This window comes from Streptosporangium sp. NPDC049644 (assembly GCF_040675205.1).
GTDB lineage: Bacteria > Actinomycetota > Actinomycetes > Streptosporangiales > Streptosporangiaceae > Streptosporangium > Streptosporangium fukuiense.
In genome coordinates this window covers 1-15,566 of the sequence record NZ_JBFAOJ010000062.1, presented here as the reverse complement: position 1 = coordinate 15,566, position 15,566 = coordinate 1, and the positions used below count along the sequence as shown (strand labels likewise).

Annotated in this window: 17 protein-coding genes; 9 read left to right on the top strand and 8 right to left on the bottom strand. The window is 66.4% G+C overall.

Going from position 1 to position 15,566, the window contains the following annotated elements; genetic code table 11:
* Positions 1-22: 22 nt before the first annotated feature.
* From AB0J58_RS29080 to AB0J58_RS29070, 3 genes are read left to right on the top strand one after another with little or no spacing between them, the layout of a single operon-like run.
* Complete coding sequence (locus AB0J58_RS29080) at positions 23-649, top strand: carboxymuconolactone decarboxylase family protein (protein ID WP_364221438.1); 627 nt, start codon at positions 23-25, stop codon at positions 647-649.
* A complete protein-coding gene (locus AB0J58_RS29075; RefSeq protein ID WP_364221435.1) occupies positions 646-1,428 on the top strand; it encodes an enoyl-CoA hydratase/isomerase family protein in 783 nt (260 codons plus the stop codon). The genes AB0J58_RS29080 and AB0J58_RS29075 overlap by 4 nt, the downstream gene beginning before the upstream one ends.
* Positions 1,429-1,444: 16 nt before the next feature.
* A complete protein-coding gene (locus AB0J58_RS29070; protein ID WP_364221432.1) occupies positions 1,445-2,311 on the top strand; it encodes an ABC transporter ATP-binding protein in 867 nt (288 codons plus the stop codon).
* 76 nt (positions 2,312-2,387) lie between these two features.
* Here AB0J58_RS29070 and AB0J58_RS29065 read toward each other — a convergent pair whose 3' ends face one another.
* The gene (locus AB0J58_RS29065; protein ID WP_364221429.1) at positions 2,388-3,293 is read right to left on the bottom strand and encodes an SDR family NAD(P)-dependent oxidoreductase; all 906 of its coding nucleotides are present in this window, start codon (positions 3,291-3,293) and stop codon (positions 2,388-2,390) included.
* 302 nt (positions 3,294-3,595) lie between these two features.
* Positions 3,596-4,216 carry a hypothetical protein gene (locus tag AB0J58_RS29060; protein WP_364221426.1) on the bottom strand — a complete coding sequence of 207 codons (621 nt, stop codon included), beginning with the start codon at positions 4,214-4,216 and terminating at the stop codon, positions 3,596-3,598.
* A gap of 75 nt (positions 4,217-4,291) precedes the next feature.
* Between AB0J58_RS29060 and AB0J58_RS29055 the strand changes: the two genes are divergently transcribed.
* Together AB0J58_RS29055 and AB0J58_RS29050 are read left to right on the top strand one after the other, a co-directional pair.
* Complete coding sequence (locus AB0J58_RS29055; protein WP_364221423.1) at positions 4,292-4,603, top strand: hypothetical protein; 312 nt, start codon at positions 4,292-4,294, stop codon at positions 4,601-4,603.
* Positions 4,604-4,756: 153 nt separating this feature from the next.
* The gene (locus AB0J58_RS29050; RefSeq protein ID WP_364221420.1) at positions 4,757-5,059 is read left to right on the top strand and encodes a hypothetical protein; all 303 of its coding nucleotides are present in this window, start codon (positions 4,757-4,759) and stop codon (positions 5,057-5,059) included.
* A 237-nt stretch (positions 5,060-5,296) separates the two neighbouring features.
* Here the strand turns inward: AB0J58_RS29050 and AB0J58_RS29045 are convergent, their stop codons facing one another.
* Together AB0J58_RS29045 and AB0J58_RS29040 are read right to left on the bottom strand one after the other, a co-directional pair.
* Positions 5,297-5,839 (bottom strand): hypothetical protein, encoded by a 543-nt coding sequence (locus tag AB0J58_RS29045; RefSeq protein WP_364221417.1) that lies wholly within the window; start codon positions 5,837-5,839, stop codon positions 5,297-5,299.
* A 113-nt stretch (positions 5,840-5,952) separates the two neighbouring features.
* Positions 5,953-6,792 carry a class I SAM-dependent methyltransferase gene (locus AB0J58_RS29040; protein WP_364221414.1) on the bottom strand — a complete coding sequence of 280 codons (840 nt, stop codon included), beginning with the start codon at positions 6,790-6,792 and terminating at the stop codon, positions 5,953-5,955.
* A 151-nt stretch (positions 6,793-6,943) separates the two neighbouring features.
* Between AB0J58_RS29040 and AB0J58_RS29035 the strand changes: the two genes are divergently transcribed.
* Positions 6,944-7,621, top strand: coding sequence for a helix-turn-helix domain-containing protein (locus tag AB0J58_RS29035; protein WP_364221411.1), 678 nt, complete (start codon positions 6,944-6,946; stop codon positions 7,619-7,621).
* Between the two features lie 478 nt (positions 7,622-8,099).
* Positions 8,100-8,318, top strand: a complete 219-nt coding sequence (locus AB0J58_RS29030; RefSeq protein ID WP_364221408.1) for a hypothetical protein — start codon at positions 8,100-8,102, stop codon at positions 8,316-8,318.
* An 852-nt stretch (positions 8,319-9,170) separates the two neighbouring features.
* On the opposite strand, the gene AB0J58_RS29025 is transcribed toward AB0J58_RS29030, so the two are convergent.
* Together AB0J58_RS29025 and AB0J58_RS29020 are read right to left on the bottom strand one after the other, a co-directional pair.
* Positions 9,171-10,496, bottom strand: coding sequence for an ABC transporter permease (locus tag AB0J58_RS29025; RefSeq protein WP_364221405.1), 1,326 nt, complete (start codon positions 10,494-10,496; stop codon positions 9,171-9,173).
* Positions 10,493-11,281: an ABC transporter ATP-binding protein gene (locus AB0J58_RS29020; protein WP_364221402.1), complete on the bottom strand. Its 789-nt coding sequence runs from the start codon at positions 11,279-11,281 to the stop codon at positions 10,493-10,495. The genes AB0J58_RS29025 and AB0J58_RS29020 overlap by 4 nt, the downstream gene beginning before the upstream one ends.
* Positions 11,282-11,349: 68 nt before the next feature.
* On the opposite strand from AB0J58_RS29020, the gene AB0J58_RS29015 reads away from it, so the two are divergent.
* Positions 11,350-11,931 carry a TetR/AcrR family transcriptional regulator gene (locus AB0J58_RS29015; protein WP_364221399.1) on the top strand — a complete coding sequence of 194 codons (582 nt, stop codon included), beginning with the start codon at positions 11,350-11,352 and terminating at the stop codon, positions 11,929-11,931.
* A gap of 1,193 nt (positions 11,932-13,124) precedes the next feature.
* On the opposite strand, the gene AB0J58_RS29010 is transcribed toward AB0J58_RS29015, so the two are convergent.
* Complete coding sequence (locus AB0J58_RS29010; RefSeq protein ID WP_364221396.1) at positions 13,125-13,592, bottom strand: SRPBCC family protein; 468 nt, start codon at positions 13,590-13,592, stop codon at positions 13,125-13,127.
* A gap of 214 nt (positions 13,593-13,806) precedes the next feature.
* Here AB0J58_RS29010 and AB0J58_RS29005 point away from each other — a divergent pair, with 214 nt between their 5' ends.
* Positions 13,807-14,412: a hypothetical protein gene (locus AB0J58_RS29005; RefSeq protein ID WP_364221394.1), complete on the top strand. Its 606-nt coding sequence runs from the start codon at positions 13,807-13,809 to the stop codon at positions 14,410-14,412.
* 129 nt (positions 14,413-14,541) lie between these two features.
* Here AB0J58_RS29005 and AB0J58_RS29000 read toward each other — a convergent pair whose 3' ends face one another.
* A complete protein-coding gene (locus tag AB0J58_RS29000; RefSeq protein WP_364221391.1) occupies positions 14,542-15,114 on the bottom strand; it encodes a DUF6461 domain-containing protein in 573 nt (190 codons plus the stop codon).
* Positions 15,115-15,566: the final 452 nt, after the last annotated feature.

Here is a 15,566-nt window from a genome sequence, read left to right as displayed (position 1 = left end):
CGCCTATCAGAAAGGGGCGGCCATGCCGACCGACGAACCCCAGGGCCTGATTCCGATGCTCCCGGTGGAGGAGGCCTCGCGGATCGCGATCGAGGTGGGGATGCGCGAGGAGATGTCGCGGATCCACTTCTACCGCCTGCTGATGAACTCCCCGCAGTCCGCCCGGGTGGAGAACGAGATCAACGACCGGATCCTGTGGGAGGGGCGGCTGACCGTCCGCCCGGAGGCCACCCGGCTGCGCGAACTCGCGATCATGCGGGTGGCCTGGGCCACCGGCTCCGAGTACCTGTGGGCCCACCACTACGCGCCGACGGTCGACGTCGACCTGCCCGGCAAGCGCCCCGCCGACGTGCTCGCCGTCCGCGAGGGCGCGGACCACCCGGGGTTCGGGCCCGCCGAGCGCGCCGTGATGCGCGCGGTGGACGAGATGGTGCGCGACGACCGGATCTCCCCGGAGACCCTGGACGACCTGAGGTCGGAGCTGGCGAACGACGGCGAGGTGGTCGAGATCTGCTACGTGATCGCGATCTGGCGTGCCCTCACCACCCTGATGGCCACCTTCGAGGTGCCGCTGGAGCCGGGCTACCGGGCCTGGGCGCCCGACGGCCGCCGCCCGGAGGACCGCAAGGCGGGAGCGCCGGGCCGGTGAGCAGGTTTGAGGAGTACCGCGACCGGTTCGCCGACGTCGCGATGGAGCGGCACGACGGCATCCTGCAGGTCTCGCTGCACACCGACGGCGGGTCGCTGAAGTGGAGCGAGCGGGCGCACCGCGAGCTGCCCGAGGCGTTCCGGCGGATCGCCACGGACCCGGACAACCGGGTGGTCATCCTGACCGGCACCGGTCCCGACTTCCTGACCGAGATGGCGTTCGAGCGGCGCAACACCACCCCGCTGGGCTGGGACCGGATCGCGCACGAGGGGCGGCACCTGCTCTTCGACCTGCTCGACATCGAGGTCCCGGTGATCGCCGCGGTGAACGGCCCGGCCACCGAGCACGCCGAGCTGGCGCTGCTCTCCGACATCGTGCTCGCCTCCGAGACGGCCGCCTTCGCCGACCACCAGCACGTGGTCGCCGGGGTGGTGCCGGGCGACGGCGTGCACATCGTCTGGCCCTGGCTGCTCGGGATGAACCGGGCCCGGCACTTCCTGCTCACCGGCCGGACCATCGGCGCCCGCGAGGCGCTGGAGCTCGGCCTGGTCGCCGAGGTGCTGTCGCCGGAGCGGCTGCTGGAGCGCGCCTGGGAGCTCGCCCGGCAGCTCGCCTGCAACACCACCCTCACCCTGCGGTACACCCGCGCCTGCCTGACCATGCTGATCCGGCGCGAGCTGCAGTTCGGCCTGGCGCACGGGCTCGCCCTGGAGTCGCTGGCCGCGGTCGACGCCCGTTCCTTCCCGCCCTCGCCCCCGCCGCCCCCAGGGCGGCCGTGACCGAGAGGAAGACCTCATGTTCCGGTACCCGCGCCGCCGCCCCGCCGACGACCCCCCGACCGCCTCCCCGCCCGGGACCCCGCTGCTGGAGATCGACGGGCTGTCGGTCGGCTACGAGCGGGCCGGCGAGTACACGCCGGTCCTCGAAGGCGTCGGCCTCACCGTGCGGGACGGCGAGTTCGTCTGCGTGGTCGGCGCCAGCGGCTGCGGCAAGACCACGCTGCTCAAGACCATCGACGGCCTGATCGCCCCGGCGGCCGGGGAGGTCCGGGTGTCCGGCCGCCCGGCCGACCCCCGCCGTGGGGACATGGCCGTGGTGTTCCAGCAGGACTCGCTCTACCCCTGGCGGACCGTGCTGGCCAACGTCCGGTTCGGCCTCGACGTGCGCGGTTCCCGCTCGGCCGCCACGGACGCGCGCAGCCGCGAGTGCGTCGAGCTGGTCGGCCTGCGCGGCTTCGAGGACCACTACCCGCACGAGCTGTCCGGGGGGATGCGCCAGCGGGTCAACCTGGCGCGCGCCCTGGCGGTCGACCCGACCCTGCTGCTGATGGACGAGCCGTTCGCCGCGCTGGACGCGCAGACCCGCGAGGTGATGCAGACCGAGCTGCTGGACATCTGGACCCGGCACCGCAAGACCGTGCTGTTCATCACCCACCAGCTCGACGAGGCAGTGCTGCTCGCCGACCGGGTGATCGTGATGGCCGCGCACCCCGGGCGGGTCCGGGAGGAGATCCCGATCGACATCCCCCGCCCGCGCGACCTGCACACCAAGCGCGGCGAGAAGTTCACCCGGTACGTGGACCACATCTGGAAGCTGATCGAGGACGAGGTCCGCAGCTCCCTGATCCCCGGCACCGCCGGCGCCGACCGGCATGGCGCCTGACTCCCCCCGCCCGCCCCTGCCGGTCTGCCCGGCGGGGGCGGGTACCGGGGCGGGCACGTCGGGCCGGGACGCCCGCTCAGCCCGGTCCCTCGCCGGACCCCTCGGTGAACAGGGCCCCGATCGGGGCGGGCTCGTACCGGCTGCCGTCCCCGGCGAACAACCCGTCCCGGAACCGCGCGGCGGACTCCGCCGACCAGTCCGCCGGTTGCCGGGCCGTGCGCACCGGCGACCAGGTGCGCATCCGCCGCACGGTGTCCCCGGCGACGACGAGGACCTGCCCGGTGATGTCCTCGCCCGCCGGGCCGGCCAGCCAGGCCACCACGGTCGCGATTCGCTCGGCGGGCAGCGTGCCGTCGGGCAACCCGCCGAACGCCGCCTCGCTCATCGGGGTCCGCGCCCGCGGCGCGATCGCGTTGACGCACACCCCGTACCGGCCCAGCTCGGCCGCCATGGTCAGGGTCAGCGAGGCCAGGCCGGCCTTGGCCGCCGCGTAGTTGCCCTGTCCCGCGTTGCCGTACAGGCCCGACTCGCTGCTCGTGTTCACGATCCGGCGCCCGCCCCCCGGTCGCGCCCGCCAGTACCGGGCCAGCGCCCGGCACAGCCGGAAGGGCGCGGTCAGGTTGACCGCGAGCACCGCGTCCCAGTCCTCGTCGTCCAGATTGAAGACCATCCGGTCCCGGACGATCCCGGCGTTGTTCACCAGCACCGACACCGGCACCCCGAACCCCTCGGCCGCGTCCAGCACGTCCTCGGCCGCGCCCTTCTCGGCGAGGTCCCCCCGCCAGGCCGCGGCGGTGCCGCCCGCGTCCCGGATCTCCTCGGCCAACGGCCCGCTGTCCGCCAGGTCCGCGCACAGCACCGCCGCCCCGCGCCGCGCCAGCAGCCGAGCCTCGGCCGCCCCGATGCCCTGCGCGGCCCCGGTGACGATGCAGGCCCGCCCGCTCAGGTCGAGCCCGCCGCGGATACCGGATGAAGCCGTCATGCCACTCTCCATGCCTTGGAAATCGAACTCCGCCGAGACCCCGCGGAAAACTCCGCCAGGACGAACGGAAAGTCTTTCCCCATGGTAAATGAATTCGGTCCTCCATATCAACGCATATCGGACATCATTTATTGGTCGGCGGGATATGTTCGCCGTGCTGCCCGTGTTCGCCGCTCGAAAGCGCAGGCACTCGTGTTGCGGCCGCATCCGAGCCGACAGGCCTCTGCTGTCCGGATATCTCATTTCTCCGGTGTGCGGCCACGGAAATCAAGAGCCATGACCGGCCTGCCCCGAACATGACCTCAGCCTTTCAAGGGCAATAGCTTTAATCGCTCTTCGAAGGGGCTCCATTGGATAGCGATGAGTCCTCCGTGCTTTGCGGCCAACCTGCGCCGCAAATTCTGGTCGAATGCGTTCACCTCCAGAACCACGCGGTTGAGTTCCGCATAGATCCCCATGCTCAGGGAGGCCTCCGTTTCGTCGAGCGGATCGTCTCCCTCTCTCTCCAGTAGCGCCCTCAGTTCAGCGTGGCTGTTCTTCACCTGTTCCGCTTGGGGCACGATCCTGTACGAGACTGTCTTCCCTTCCGACTGGTATGTTCCGGCGAACGGCAGAGCGGCCAGTTCGCGTCCCCGTTCGGTGACGTACGGAGTGACCAGCCGGTACGGCCCATGCCGGATGTACGGCGGAGCGAGGTCATGCGAGTACGCCTCCGCCCGCTGCTCGGCAGCTATGAACGCCTGGTTGAACGGCTCGATCCCCTCGTACGATCTGAGCATCACAGGGTGGATCGGCTGGAAGTAGACCTCGGCCGCCTCTTTGCTCGCAGGATGGACGATCAGCCGCAACTCCCTCAGTTGGAACGGGGGCGCCGCCGTGACGGCGTAGAGGAAGACGAGAGCGAAGATCAACTTTGGTCGCATGCGCGGTGAGTCTAAGGGAGTTCGCGGCAGTCTCCATGAGAGGATCTTTTCCAGATGCTGGAGGAGCCGACCTGAATGAGTCTTACCCTGCTTCAAGGATTCGTGCTGACAGCGGCGTTCCTGGACGTCGTGATAGGCGCCTACGTGCTGACGGCCAATCGGATTCCTGCTCTGCTGCCCGTTCTCTGGCGTGATCGTTACGAGCCCCGCCGCTACGGGTGGGCGATGCTGCTGATAGCGGTCTTCGCCTTTCTTCTGGTGTTGGGCCAGAAGGTGATGGACTGGTCGCCTGATCTGGCTCTGGCACTCGTGATTCCCATGGTCGGGTGCATTGTCGCAGCAGGGTGGCTGTCGATTCCGACGAAGCCTTCTCCGGGGGCTTCGTAGTCGGCTTCGTCCTCCCGGAGGGCCGGGTGACGATCTACAACGTCTTCGACGGGAACAGCATGGAGTTCGGGCCTCCGGATTGCCGATACGTACGCCAAAAGCTTGTGGGACAGTCGGGGGCACTGTTGTCTACACGATTTCGAAGTGGGAGCTATGGCGGCGGAGTTTCAGCTCGGCGACTACATCCTGGTGCAGGACGGCAGAACCCTTGAGATCTTTCACCGGGATCTGTCCGAGAGCAGCAGATACCACGTGGCGTTTCTCGGGGTGGATGTCCAGCCGCACGGCGACGGGTTCAAGGTTCGGCTCGGTGCCAGGCGGGGCGACGACCAGGTCACAGGGGGGACGAGACTGAAGATGAACCAGGAGGAGTTCGCGCGGTTTCGTGATTTCATCGCCTTGGCCATCGCGGCACGCGACCGGGTGAACCCGCTGAACGAGCCCACCCCGCCCTGAACCATTTCACTCCGAGTTCGGAAGGGCGGGCCCTCGCTCATGGTGCCGGAGGTGATTCCGCCCCGCCAGGGCCCTGAAGGAGAACGGGTGACGGGAATCGAAACCGTGCTGTCAGCTTGGGAATCATCTACTGCTTTTGGCGGGCTGAGCCGGGAAAACAGGGATGCAGGTCAAGGCGATCGAGTGACCGTGAGTTCCCGTGAGCGACCTTGGTCCAGATAGAACGGTGATCGACGCTCAGTTCGCGTCAGGTTCATCCCAGAACGGCGGGACGAATGCGCCGTCGCGACACGTCACGACCTTCCCATCGCGGACGCTGAGCAGTTCCGGCTCATCGGCCTCGTACCAGCGCTGGTAACCGAAAAAGGACTCGTTCTTGTGGAGCCGGGCGGTCAACCAGTCGATCCACTCGGCCACCTCGGCATGCCCGTCGGGGTGGACCTCCCAACGGCAGGTCAGCGCCCAGCGTTCGTCGGCGTGGTCATCCGCGCGCACCAGGATCGAGCAGCCGGCGCCGGGAATCTTCGAGGCCGCGTACGGCGACCCGTCCTCCCGCGCCGGTTGCGGAAACTCCTTGATCACCCAGTGGCCGTTCTCATCCTGCACCGGCTCCTGCTCGTCGGGCAGCAGATCGAGAACCTCGTTGACGACGATCGTCTTCTCGGTGATGTGCTCGGGCCGCGAGCCGAGGCCCAAGTGCCAGCGCAACTCGGCGAGTTCGGTCTCGGGCAGGTCGCCACGCAGGTCCATCGTGACCATGAGTTCGTGAATGTCAGCCACGGCCGTACCGTATCGAGACGCGCCGACCTCGGGCCGCCATGGCGGCCCGATGAGGGGTTTCACCCGGCTTCCCGCAGCTGTGGCACGAGGATGGCTATCGATGGTCCTCGTCGTCAGTCGTGCTTGCGTGCCGTGAGGAGAAGGTATTCCCATTTCATCACCGTTTCCTCCTCACCTTGTAGATGACTGCGGGCCAGCTCGGTGAGAGCGTGGTCCAGGGCGGCGACCCGGTCGGGGTCCCCGGCTATCCCTCGGTAGGCGGCGACGGTCGGGCCGTAGTTGGCCTTGAAGTAGTCAAGGAACGCGCCGGGGTGAGCGAACCGGTCGATCGTGACCGTCTGCCGGCGCGCTTCGACGTCGGTGACCGCGTCCCCGAGCAGTGCACGGACGTGATCCTCGCTGCCCCACAGCGGAGGGGGTTGCGCGCCGGGCGGAGGTGGGGGTACATACGGTTTCATCGTCGCGAACATCTGACCGATGAACCCCTCCGGCGTCCAGCTGAGCAGGCCGATCGTGCCGCCCGGGCGGCAGACCCGGATCAGCTCGCCGGCGCCGGCCTGGTGGTTGGGAACGAACATGACCCCGACGCAGGACAAGACCGTGTCGAACTCGCCGTCGGCGTACGGCAGGGCCTCCGCGTCTGCCTGTCGCCACTCGACCTCCGCGCCGCGCCGCGCCGCCAAGGCCCGCCCGGCCTCCAGCAGCTCGGGGGTCAGGTCACTGGCCACCACGCTCGCCCCGGCCAGCGCGGCGGGAATGGCGGCATTCCCGGACCCGGCGGCCACATCCAACACCCTGTCCCCGCGTCCTACCCCGCAGGCCTCGACCAGGATCGCGCCCAGATCGGGGATGATCTCGGCGGCGACCGCGGGATAGTCACCCAGCGCCCACATGGCGCGATGCCTGGCCTTCAGGGCACGGTCGGCCACTGGCGGGTCGCTCTGGACGGTCATCGTACTGCTCCCTCATCGTGATCTGCGGTGGACTGGAATCGACGGTAAGGAAGGACGAATTCGCTATCCAGTACACGATCTGTACCGGCATCCGGCCGAGTCCCGATCGGGGTAGCTGGCATTCGTGGCGGCTGAATCTAGACTGCGGGACATGGGCTCCTCGTACCGTCAGTTCTGTCCCGTGGCCAAGGCCGTTGAACTGCTCGACGAACGCTGGACCCTGCTCGTCATCCGGGAACTGGTGTGCGGGACCGAGCGTTTCAACGAGCTGCGTCGCGGCCTGCCACGCATGTCCCCCACGCTGCTGTCCCGACGGCTGCACCAGCTCACACATGCCGGCATCGTGGAGAGGCACGTCAAGGACAACGATGTGCGATACGTGCTGACCCAGGCCGGCCACGAGCTGCGACCAGTGGTCGAGGCACTCGCCGCCTGGGGCATTCGCTGGATCGGAGAGCTGGGCGACGAGGACCTGGACCCGAAGCTGCTGCTGTGGGATATGCACCGCAACGTCGACCGGACCGCCGTTCCGGACGGGCGGACGGTCATCGAGTTCCAGTTCCCGGACGTGCCGTCCAACAGTCGCCGTTGGTGGCTCGTGATCACATCTGACGAGGTCGATGTCTGCGACACGGACCCTGGCCACGCCGTGACCGTGACGGTGACCGCCGGTGTGCGCAGCATGGTCGAGGTCTGGCGCGGCAACCTGAGCTGGTCGGACGCGCTGCGCCTGCACGCGGTCGAGGTGCAGGGTCCCGAAGCGCTACGCCGCGCCGTGCCCCGATGGTTCACACTCCCCGAATGGGCCTCCGTACCCCGGCCTGCCTAGCACGCGGACGTCCGCCCTGTCAGGCCGCTTTCCTGTCGTCAGGCTTCTGCTGAGAGAGCCCTCGTCAGGGTCACCTCGTCGGTCCGTCCGCGGCAACCAAATCAGGCGGTACGAAGCCGGACTCCGTGAGAGAGAAAGGCGCACGACTCCGGTGCGGCAACTTCACGAAGGTCTGGGCGAAAGCGCTCAAGGGTGCCGGGCTTCCGTGGATCCACGTTCACGACGCAACACCCTGGCGGTGCTGACCGGCGCCTCGCTCAGGAAACCGATGGCGCGGATGGGCCACTCCAACACCAAGGCGGCGATGATTCGCCCCTTGGCGGGGCCGAGACCAACAAGCCTGATCCCTGCAGATGGTGATCATGGAACGGTGTCGATGGCACATGAAAGCTGATCTTAGGTCGACGACTGGGCGAAGTCCTCGATGGACGCAGTCTGCAAGATCGGGCATGCTGGTTTCCCCTGCACGGAGGATCAGATGGCGATCGGGTTCACCGAGATTCTGCTCTTGCTGGTGATATGGGCCGTTCCGGCGGTTCTGGTGTTCTTCTTTCTCTATTGGGCGATCCGCCTGGCGATCAGACATGAGAAGCGGCGGGTGCCGAGTCCCCAAGAGATCCTGACTCAGGAGCGACGGGAACGTATGGCAGCGGAACGTGCCGATCACTATCGCACCAGGCGGCGCCGGCCCGAATGAGCAAGCGCCCGAAGGCCTCTTGGCCCAGAGAGTTACTTCAGAAGCTAACGAAGATCCAGGGTCTGGGTTCATATCCTGACCTAGGCCTTCATGAGTGGAGCGGGTGACGGGAATCGACCCCGCGCTGTCGGTGGGGATCATCCACTGACCTGGCTGCCCTGAGCTGGGAAAACAAGGGTGCAGGTCAGGGCGGGTCGAGTCCCCGTGAGTGACCGTGGTTCCCCGCCTGTTCTGGCGCGCATCTGGTACACGAGCCATGGTGTGCCGGCCTTGGCAGGAGGTGAAGACGCCGCCGTTCAGCAGGAAAAGCTGTGGAGACCGCTGCGCCAGGCTGTTACCGGTGGTCTGTTAAATCCGGGCGTAGAGGTTGAGGGCATGTCCGGCTCCGACGACGGCGAGTGGACGCTGGATCTCAGAGGGCGGGGGCGCGTTGGACCAGGCGCCACCGGGCACGGCAGACGAGCGGTCATCACCCACCTCCCCCGAAACGCTCGAATGAGCATTAATCAGGTGACACCCGGCACAAAGCTTGATCCAACAGGCCACCAATAAGGTCGGGCCGGGACTGATCAGGGGGCGGCGTGACCGGAGCGGCTGAGGCGCCGCCGGCCGCGTACGAGAACCAACTGCGGGGCCTGGGGCCGCGGGACCCGCTGTGGGAAGCCGTAGCCGAGCGAGATGGACCGCTGGGCACCCACGGGGCCGTTCGTGAGATGGCCTGAAGGAAGTCCCGTCCGATCGTCTTGACCGGACGGGATCTCGCGTTTCCGAGGCGTGCGACCGGTGGGCGGCAGGTTAGGGGTGGGAGAGGGCGCCGGTGCGCAACGGCGCGCTCCCTTGCCTGCCGCGACCTCACGCCGTGCGGATGGCGCGCCTTCCGACGAGAGACGTGACGCCGAGGGTGACGCCGATCCCGATCACGATGGTGACCGCGTAGGGCAGGGGGGCCGCTGCCTGTAGGGGATTGCCGGTTTTGACGATGGCGAAGGGCAGGACGGTGACGAACGCTCCTATGCTTCCGGCGATGGTGCTGATGGCGGTGGCCGCACCGATCTCGCGTACGAGCATTCGCTGTGTTTGGGCGCTGGTCGAGCCGATGAGGGACATGACCGCGAACTCCGCGCGGCGTTGGGTGATGGAGGCGACGAGGTTGTTGGTGAGGGCGATGGCCATGAATGCCGCGATCAGGGCGACGACGAAGTAGTTGATCGAGGCGAGGACCTGAGCTGTGCTGTTCGCCGTGCCGACGCTGTTCTCGATGCCTTGCATGCTGAGCGTGCCTGCGGCGACGCTGACGAAGAGGGTCAGGAAGGTCACGGTCGGTCGTACCCGGTCCGGGGCCGCGGAGAGGTTGATCGCGGCCAGGTGGGAGGGAGCGGTGGTGTGTGCTGGGCGGAAGGCATTGAGCGTGCTGTTCGCCGCGGCGACGAGTTCCGGGGCGAGGACGCACATGCCGACGGCGACGAGTACGCAGCCGGGCCCGGTCATCGCGGTGGTGAGCACGTCGGTCGGGTCCATGGCGAGTACCGCGGCCGATGAGGCCAAGCCGGCGGCGATCATGATCGCCGCGGCGATTCGGCGTCGCCGTCCCGGTTGCCGTCCCGTGCGACGGCGTGGGGGCGGAGGCGCATCGGCTACAGGGCTGCGGTGAGCTAGGGAGCGGCTGCCTATCCAGGCGGCGAGTACGCTCGTGGCCAGCACGATGAGCATGCCGAGGATCGGGAGGAGCAAGCCGGGCGCGAAGACCGAGGCCGCGTCGGTGAGCCCGGCGGAATGGATGCTCTGTGTGACGATCCAGCCGACGATGTAGCCGGTGGCCAGGCCCGGGAGCGCCGTGACGGCCGAGATGGCCGCTGTCTCGATGGCGAGCATCTGCTGCACTTGTCGGGGGCTCGCGCCGATGAGACGGATGCCCGCGATCTCCCCGGCGCGGCCGGTGAGAGCGACGCTGATCGTCGAGACCATGGCGAACAGGACGATCGCGACCGCCCAGCCGCCCATGATGAGCGGGAACTGCACCAGGAACGCGCGGTCGGCGGCGACCGTACTCTCGGCCAGCCCGGTGCCGAGCAGGCTCATCATGCCCGTCACCAGGATGGTGCCGACGAGCGTGACCAGGCCGGTGGCGATCGCGGCGGCGCGGTGATGCGCGAAAGAGCGCATGGCGATCTTGATCACCGGTTCACCGCCGTATCGTGGGCGGCCTGTTCCGCCGATTCGACCAGGACGGCCATTCTGCCGGCGACCTGCTGCGCGGTGGGGTGAGGGAGGTGATCGACGATCCGGCCGTCGGCGAGGAAGAGGACGGCGTCGGAATAGGAGGCGGCGACCGGATCGTGGGTGACCATGATGATCGTTTGACCGTGGTCCGCGAGTTCACGCATCAACCGCAGGACTTCCCTGGCGCTGCGAATGTCGAGGGCGCCTGTGGGCTCATCGGCGAAGACGATGTCGGGGTCGGTGATCAATGCTCGCGCGACGGCGACGCGTTGCTTCTGGCCGCCTGATAGCTGATGAGGGCGGTGGCCGCCCCGGTTGCCGAGCCCCACGCGGGTGAGCAGTTCGGTTGTGCGCGCGGGTTCGGTCTTCCGGGAGTCCAGGCGCAGGGGGAGCTCGACGTTGTCGATGGTCGAGAGCGCGGGCAGGAGGTTGAACGACTGGAAGACGAATCCGACGCGGCGTCGGCGCAACTGCGCGAGCTGTGTCTGATCGAGCCCGCGAAGGTCTTGCCCGTCGAGCTCGACGGAGCCTGACGTCGGATTCTGTAGCCCGGCGGCGCAGTGCAGGAGGGTGGTCTTGCCGGACCCCGACGGTCCCATGATCGCTAAGAAGGATGACCGGGCGACATCGAGGTCGATGTTGCGCAGGGCGTGGATGGGTCCGGCCTCTCCTGGATATTCGCAGCGGAGAGCGCGGATGCGCAGTACGGGCGGCGTGGGCGCGGCAGTGGCATACCGGGTCATGGCACCTCTCTAAAAGAGTGTTTTAAACGATCGTTTCATACGAATGTTTATTTGATACGGTAGAGCATATGAGTGCCAAGGACAAGCTGTTGCTGGCGGCGCGTGACTGTCTGCTGACCAAGGGGTACGCGCACACGACCGTGCGGGACCTGGTCGCGGCGTCGGGGGCGAACCAGGCGTCGATCAACTACCACTTCGGGTCCAAGGAGCAGCTGCTCACATTGGCCCTGCGCGATCTCAACACGGAGTGGGGCGAGCTGCTGTTCGCGGTACTCGAGGAACCCGACGACGTCGCCGGTGGGACGCGGTCCGGGCTCGGCGATCAGGAAGGCCTGTGGGGTCGGATCATCGACTCGATTCAGGCCAACCGATCGCTGTGGTTCGTCAACTTCGAATCTGTCGCGTCCGTACGGCAGGACGACGAGATCCGGGGGATGATCGTCGGCGGTCAGGAGCTCGCCAGGGCCTCGCTGGCGCGGGCGTTCGCCGGCCTCGGGCCGGATAGCGATCCGGGCGAGGTCCACGCGATCGGATCACACTACCTCGCCCTGCTCGTCGGGCTTGCCTCGCAATGGCTCACCGACCCTGAACGTGCGCCGACGGCAGAGCAGTTCGTCGCCGCCGACTTCAGCTCCGGCCATCGCCGCTGACGCTATCTCCTCGCAAGTGCGACTGCATCGCCATCGGGCCTGGAGGCAGTCGCAAGCGTTTATGCGCCGGTGAGCGCGGGAAACGGTCATTTCTCTCCCGGGAAGCGATCTTCCTCGCCTCTCCTCCGCTCCAGACCGGGTGCGTTCGTGAACGCCTCCCCGGGGGCCGTCGACCACGCTGGTCCCGCCTGCGACGACCTGGCAGGACCGATCCGCCGGTAACAGGAGGTCTTCGCCGCACGCTGCGAACCGATCGAGTGGAGGCGCACCATCGCCTGCCGAATCGCTGCAGACCGCAGGGTTCATCCCGGGGCCGGAACGTATTCTCCTGGCGGCCGACATCGACGGCATTCCGTCCCCCGAGGACCTGCGGACGGGCGCGTTCGGCAACTGGCGGGAAGCCTCCCTCCTGCCTGGAACGCGTACTGCGCATGGGTAGAGCATGAGCTGGGGGCGACTGTGCGAGAGAGGCGTCGTTGGTGCGAACGATGTCCTTGCCTACCGGACATGATCCACACCGTGAGGGCCCAGAGGGGCTGTTGCGTCTCCTGGCCGGAGACCTCGCTCGGTGTAAAGAGGGATCTTGGAGCGGGTGACGGGAATCGAACCCGCGCTGTCAGCTCGGGAATCGCATGGATCCGCCTCGTAGGGCCGCTGACCTGGGCTTGCGGCGGGTCATGAGTGACCATGGTCGACCCGTCGTCACCCTGTCCTGTTGCACGCCAATTGCACGACGATCAGCCGTCGACCTGGCTTTTCTTGCGCGCCGCGCACACCTCCGCGCCCTGATCATCCCGTCCGCCGTCGATGCCCGTAGGGGAAGCGGGCCAGGGCCACGGGGGCAAGGTGGAGCCCCCTGCTCGGTGGATCCAGGCTGATCGGCGATTTACCGCCACCCTCACGAAACCACCGCGGCCCCAACGCACACGCCCTTCCTTGCGCCACAACATCCTCCTTGAGAATCGAGGTGTTGTGACGACCAGTTGAATCCGCCGTTTCGCCACCCGGGTGAGGATCGCCGATTTCTACAACACCCGCCGCCGACGGGTTACCGCCGATCATCTACGAACAGCGGATCACGGCTGTCCGAGCGGCCACCACGGCGAGACGTCAGCGGCTCATCGCCGCATAGAAAAGTCTCCACGGCTTCAGGGGATTGCCAATCCTCTATTACCCAAGTAGCGAGGAGATCCTCAATCGGCGGTGAGATTGGCTTCGGCAACCTGCTTGATGTACTGATTCCGGGCCCGGATCAACTTGGGCATGTAGTGACGGAGAGCCAGCATTTCAGCGATCCTCCCGAGAGGACCGAGAGGCGCGGCGAATTCAATGACGTCGCTCATTACCGTACCGTCGTGGCCGTAAGGTCGAAAATAGTGAGCGTGATACCAGCGTTTGAAAGGTCCTGACACCTGCTCATCGACGAAATATCCAGGGCGATCGTAAGCGCTGATCGTAGACGTCATTCGCCAACGGATACCGAAGTGTCGTGCCCGCCACGTAACGGTATCACCCCGCTTCAAGTTACCGGCGGTCACGCCTCCGACTGCTTCCTCGGAAGATCCCGCCATTGAGGCTGCGTGAACATCCACGTTCAACGAGATGTCGAAGACTCGTTCCGGAGGAGCCATGACATGCGTGACAATCTCAAAGCCTGGCATGCGTCAATTCTAAGACGGCGCACTCGGGCGCAACCTTCTGGGTTGCCTCCTGCCGTCCTGACCAGATGTCGTGAGGGAAACGTAAACCGTATTAGCAGCTCTGATCTTCCCGTTCAAATCAGTTCCACTTTGACCAACGGGCGCGGCCGGTCCCTCCTGAACGGGGCTGGATTGCAACTAGAACTGCAACTAGGAACCGGCTGCCACGGGCAGAGTGATCTCGGTGATGCGCGGTCCCGATAGGGGTTCGGATCTCGTGCATGGTGATCACATCGTCTGGTTCGAGGTGCCGCCAGTGTTCGAAGGTCAGGGGAAGCAGTCTCACCGACCCGCACTCACCTGGCTCCAGCCGATCACGACCTTCGACCCAGAGGCGGGCGATGCCGAGCAGGGGTTCATCCTCGGGCGTGAAAAGGACGATGTCCCACATGGGCCGAAGCACTCCGCGGAGAGGTACGGGGCTCATGCGGCCTCCGTTCTCGGCGCTCGTAAGGCAGAGGTCGGCACGGTTGCGGGCCTCACCACATCGCCATTCGCACCGGTCGGCGTCCCCATGAAGCCAAATCAGGCGAGCGGCACCGGCCAGCAGGCTCCAGAACTCGGGCCACTGAGGATGCGCGTCGCCGAGCTCTTCGAGAAGGAGGAGGGCCGTCTCCCACTCGTCATGTTCCAGGTACTCCAGCACGTCGGCCACGCTGATGCCGGCTTCCTCGGTCCGGACGTCGACGGGACAGAGCCGGGCAGCTTTCAGAAGCGGGGAATCCTGGAAGTCCACGGAGCCCTTTTCATCCTCTCAACCGGACAGCTCGGAAGCGGGTGATGTGGAGTTGCTTTGACCGGGCAGGATCGCCCGACGACCTGCCCGGCGGCGGTCTGAGTGTTCACCTCTACTGGTCCACTCGCTCTGAGCTGCGGCTTCAGGATGGAGAAGGCTCACTATCGGCCAACGTTACGACTTGGTTGGTTCTGGTACGACGCCCCACATGAACGTGGAGCCCTTCAGTAGCTGCTCCGTCACCCTGATCCCGGTCAGGTGCTCGACGAGTAGGAAAGCCGGCCCTTCGTAGAACGGGAAAAACGATGGGTAAAGCCTGTCGATCTCCGCCATCGTGTCCACGAGTTCGTCCGGGGTCTCCGTCGCGTATTCGTCATCGACTCCGGAGCAGAATCGGATCTCGCCGTTCTCACACCAGTAGAAGTAGTCCATGCCCTTGATGGCGAGTGCGGCTTGGGAGACGAGGCGGGTGCCCTCGGAGAGTTCAGTGATCACGTCTTCGCAGATACCGAGCCAGTCAGGGTCGAAAACGAACGTCCAATCGCCGATGGAGGTGACGCCGAGAGGCTCCCCAGAACATGGGTAGTGATCCGGGTCGTCCGGGAAGGGACCCGGCGTGAAGTCCTCCCATCGACCGCCGAGGCGGGCAACCACCTGCTCAGGCGTGGCACGGATGTAGATGAAGCTGTAGCACTCCTCGGAGTATTCGCCGCAGAGCCAAGAGATGTCGAGGGGCTGCATAGTCATGTCGTCATGCTGCCAGCCGCCACCGACAGGCACAGAACCCGGTCGTCACAGGATGATGGGGCTGGGCGCAATGCGGCGTGACGCACCTTGGCCAGTGTGAACTCAGGATTTTAGTGATCAGTGAGCTATTTCATCTTCCCAGCTGGACAGCTCGGGAGTTGGTGGTGTGGAGTTGCCTGGACCGGACAGGATCGCCCGACGACCTGCTTGGCGGCCTGGGTGTTCACCTCTACCGGCTAAACCGCTCTGAGCTGCGACTTCAGGATGAAAAGGTTTCACGATCTGATTGTGCCTGGCCACGGCGGTAATCCTCAGCTCAGGCACCTCATGATCCGCAAATCCCTGAACGGCTTCCATTGAGGTGATCTCAGCAAGATCAACTCGGGCAGTTGGTGCTTGATGTCGTCAGAATGGCGTCGGCTGACATGAACCGGGATGGATCGCGATGCCCC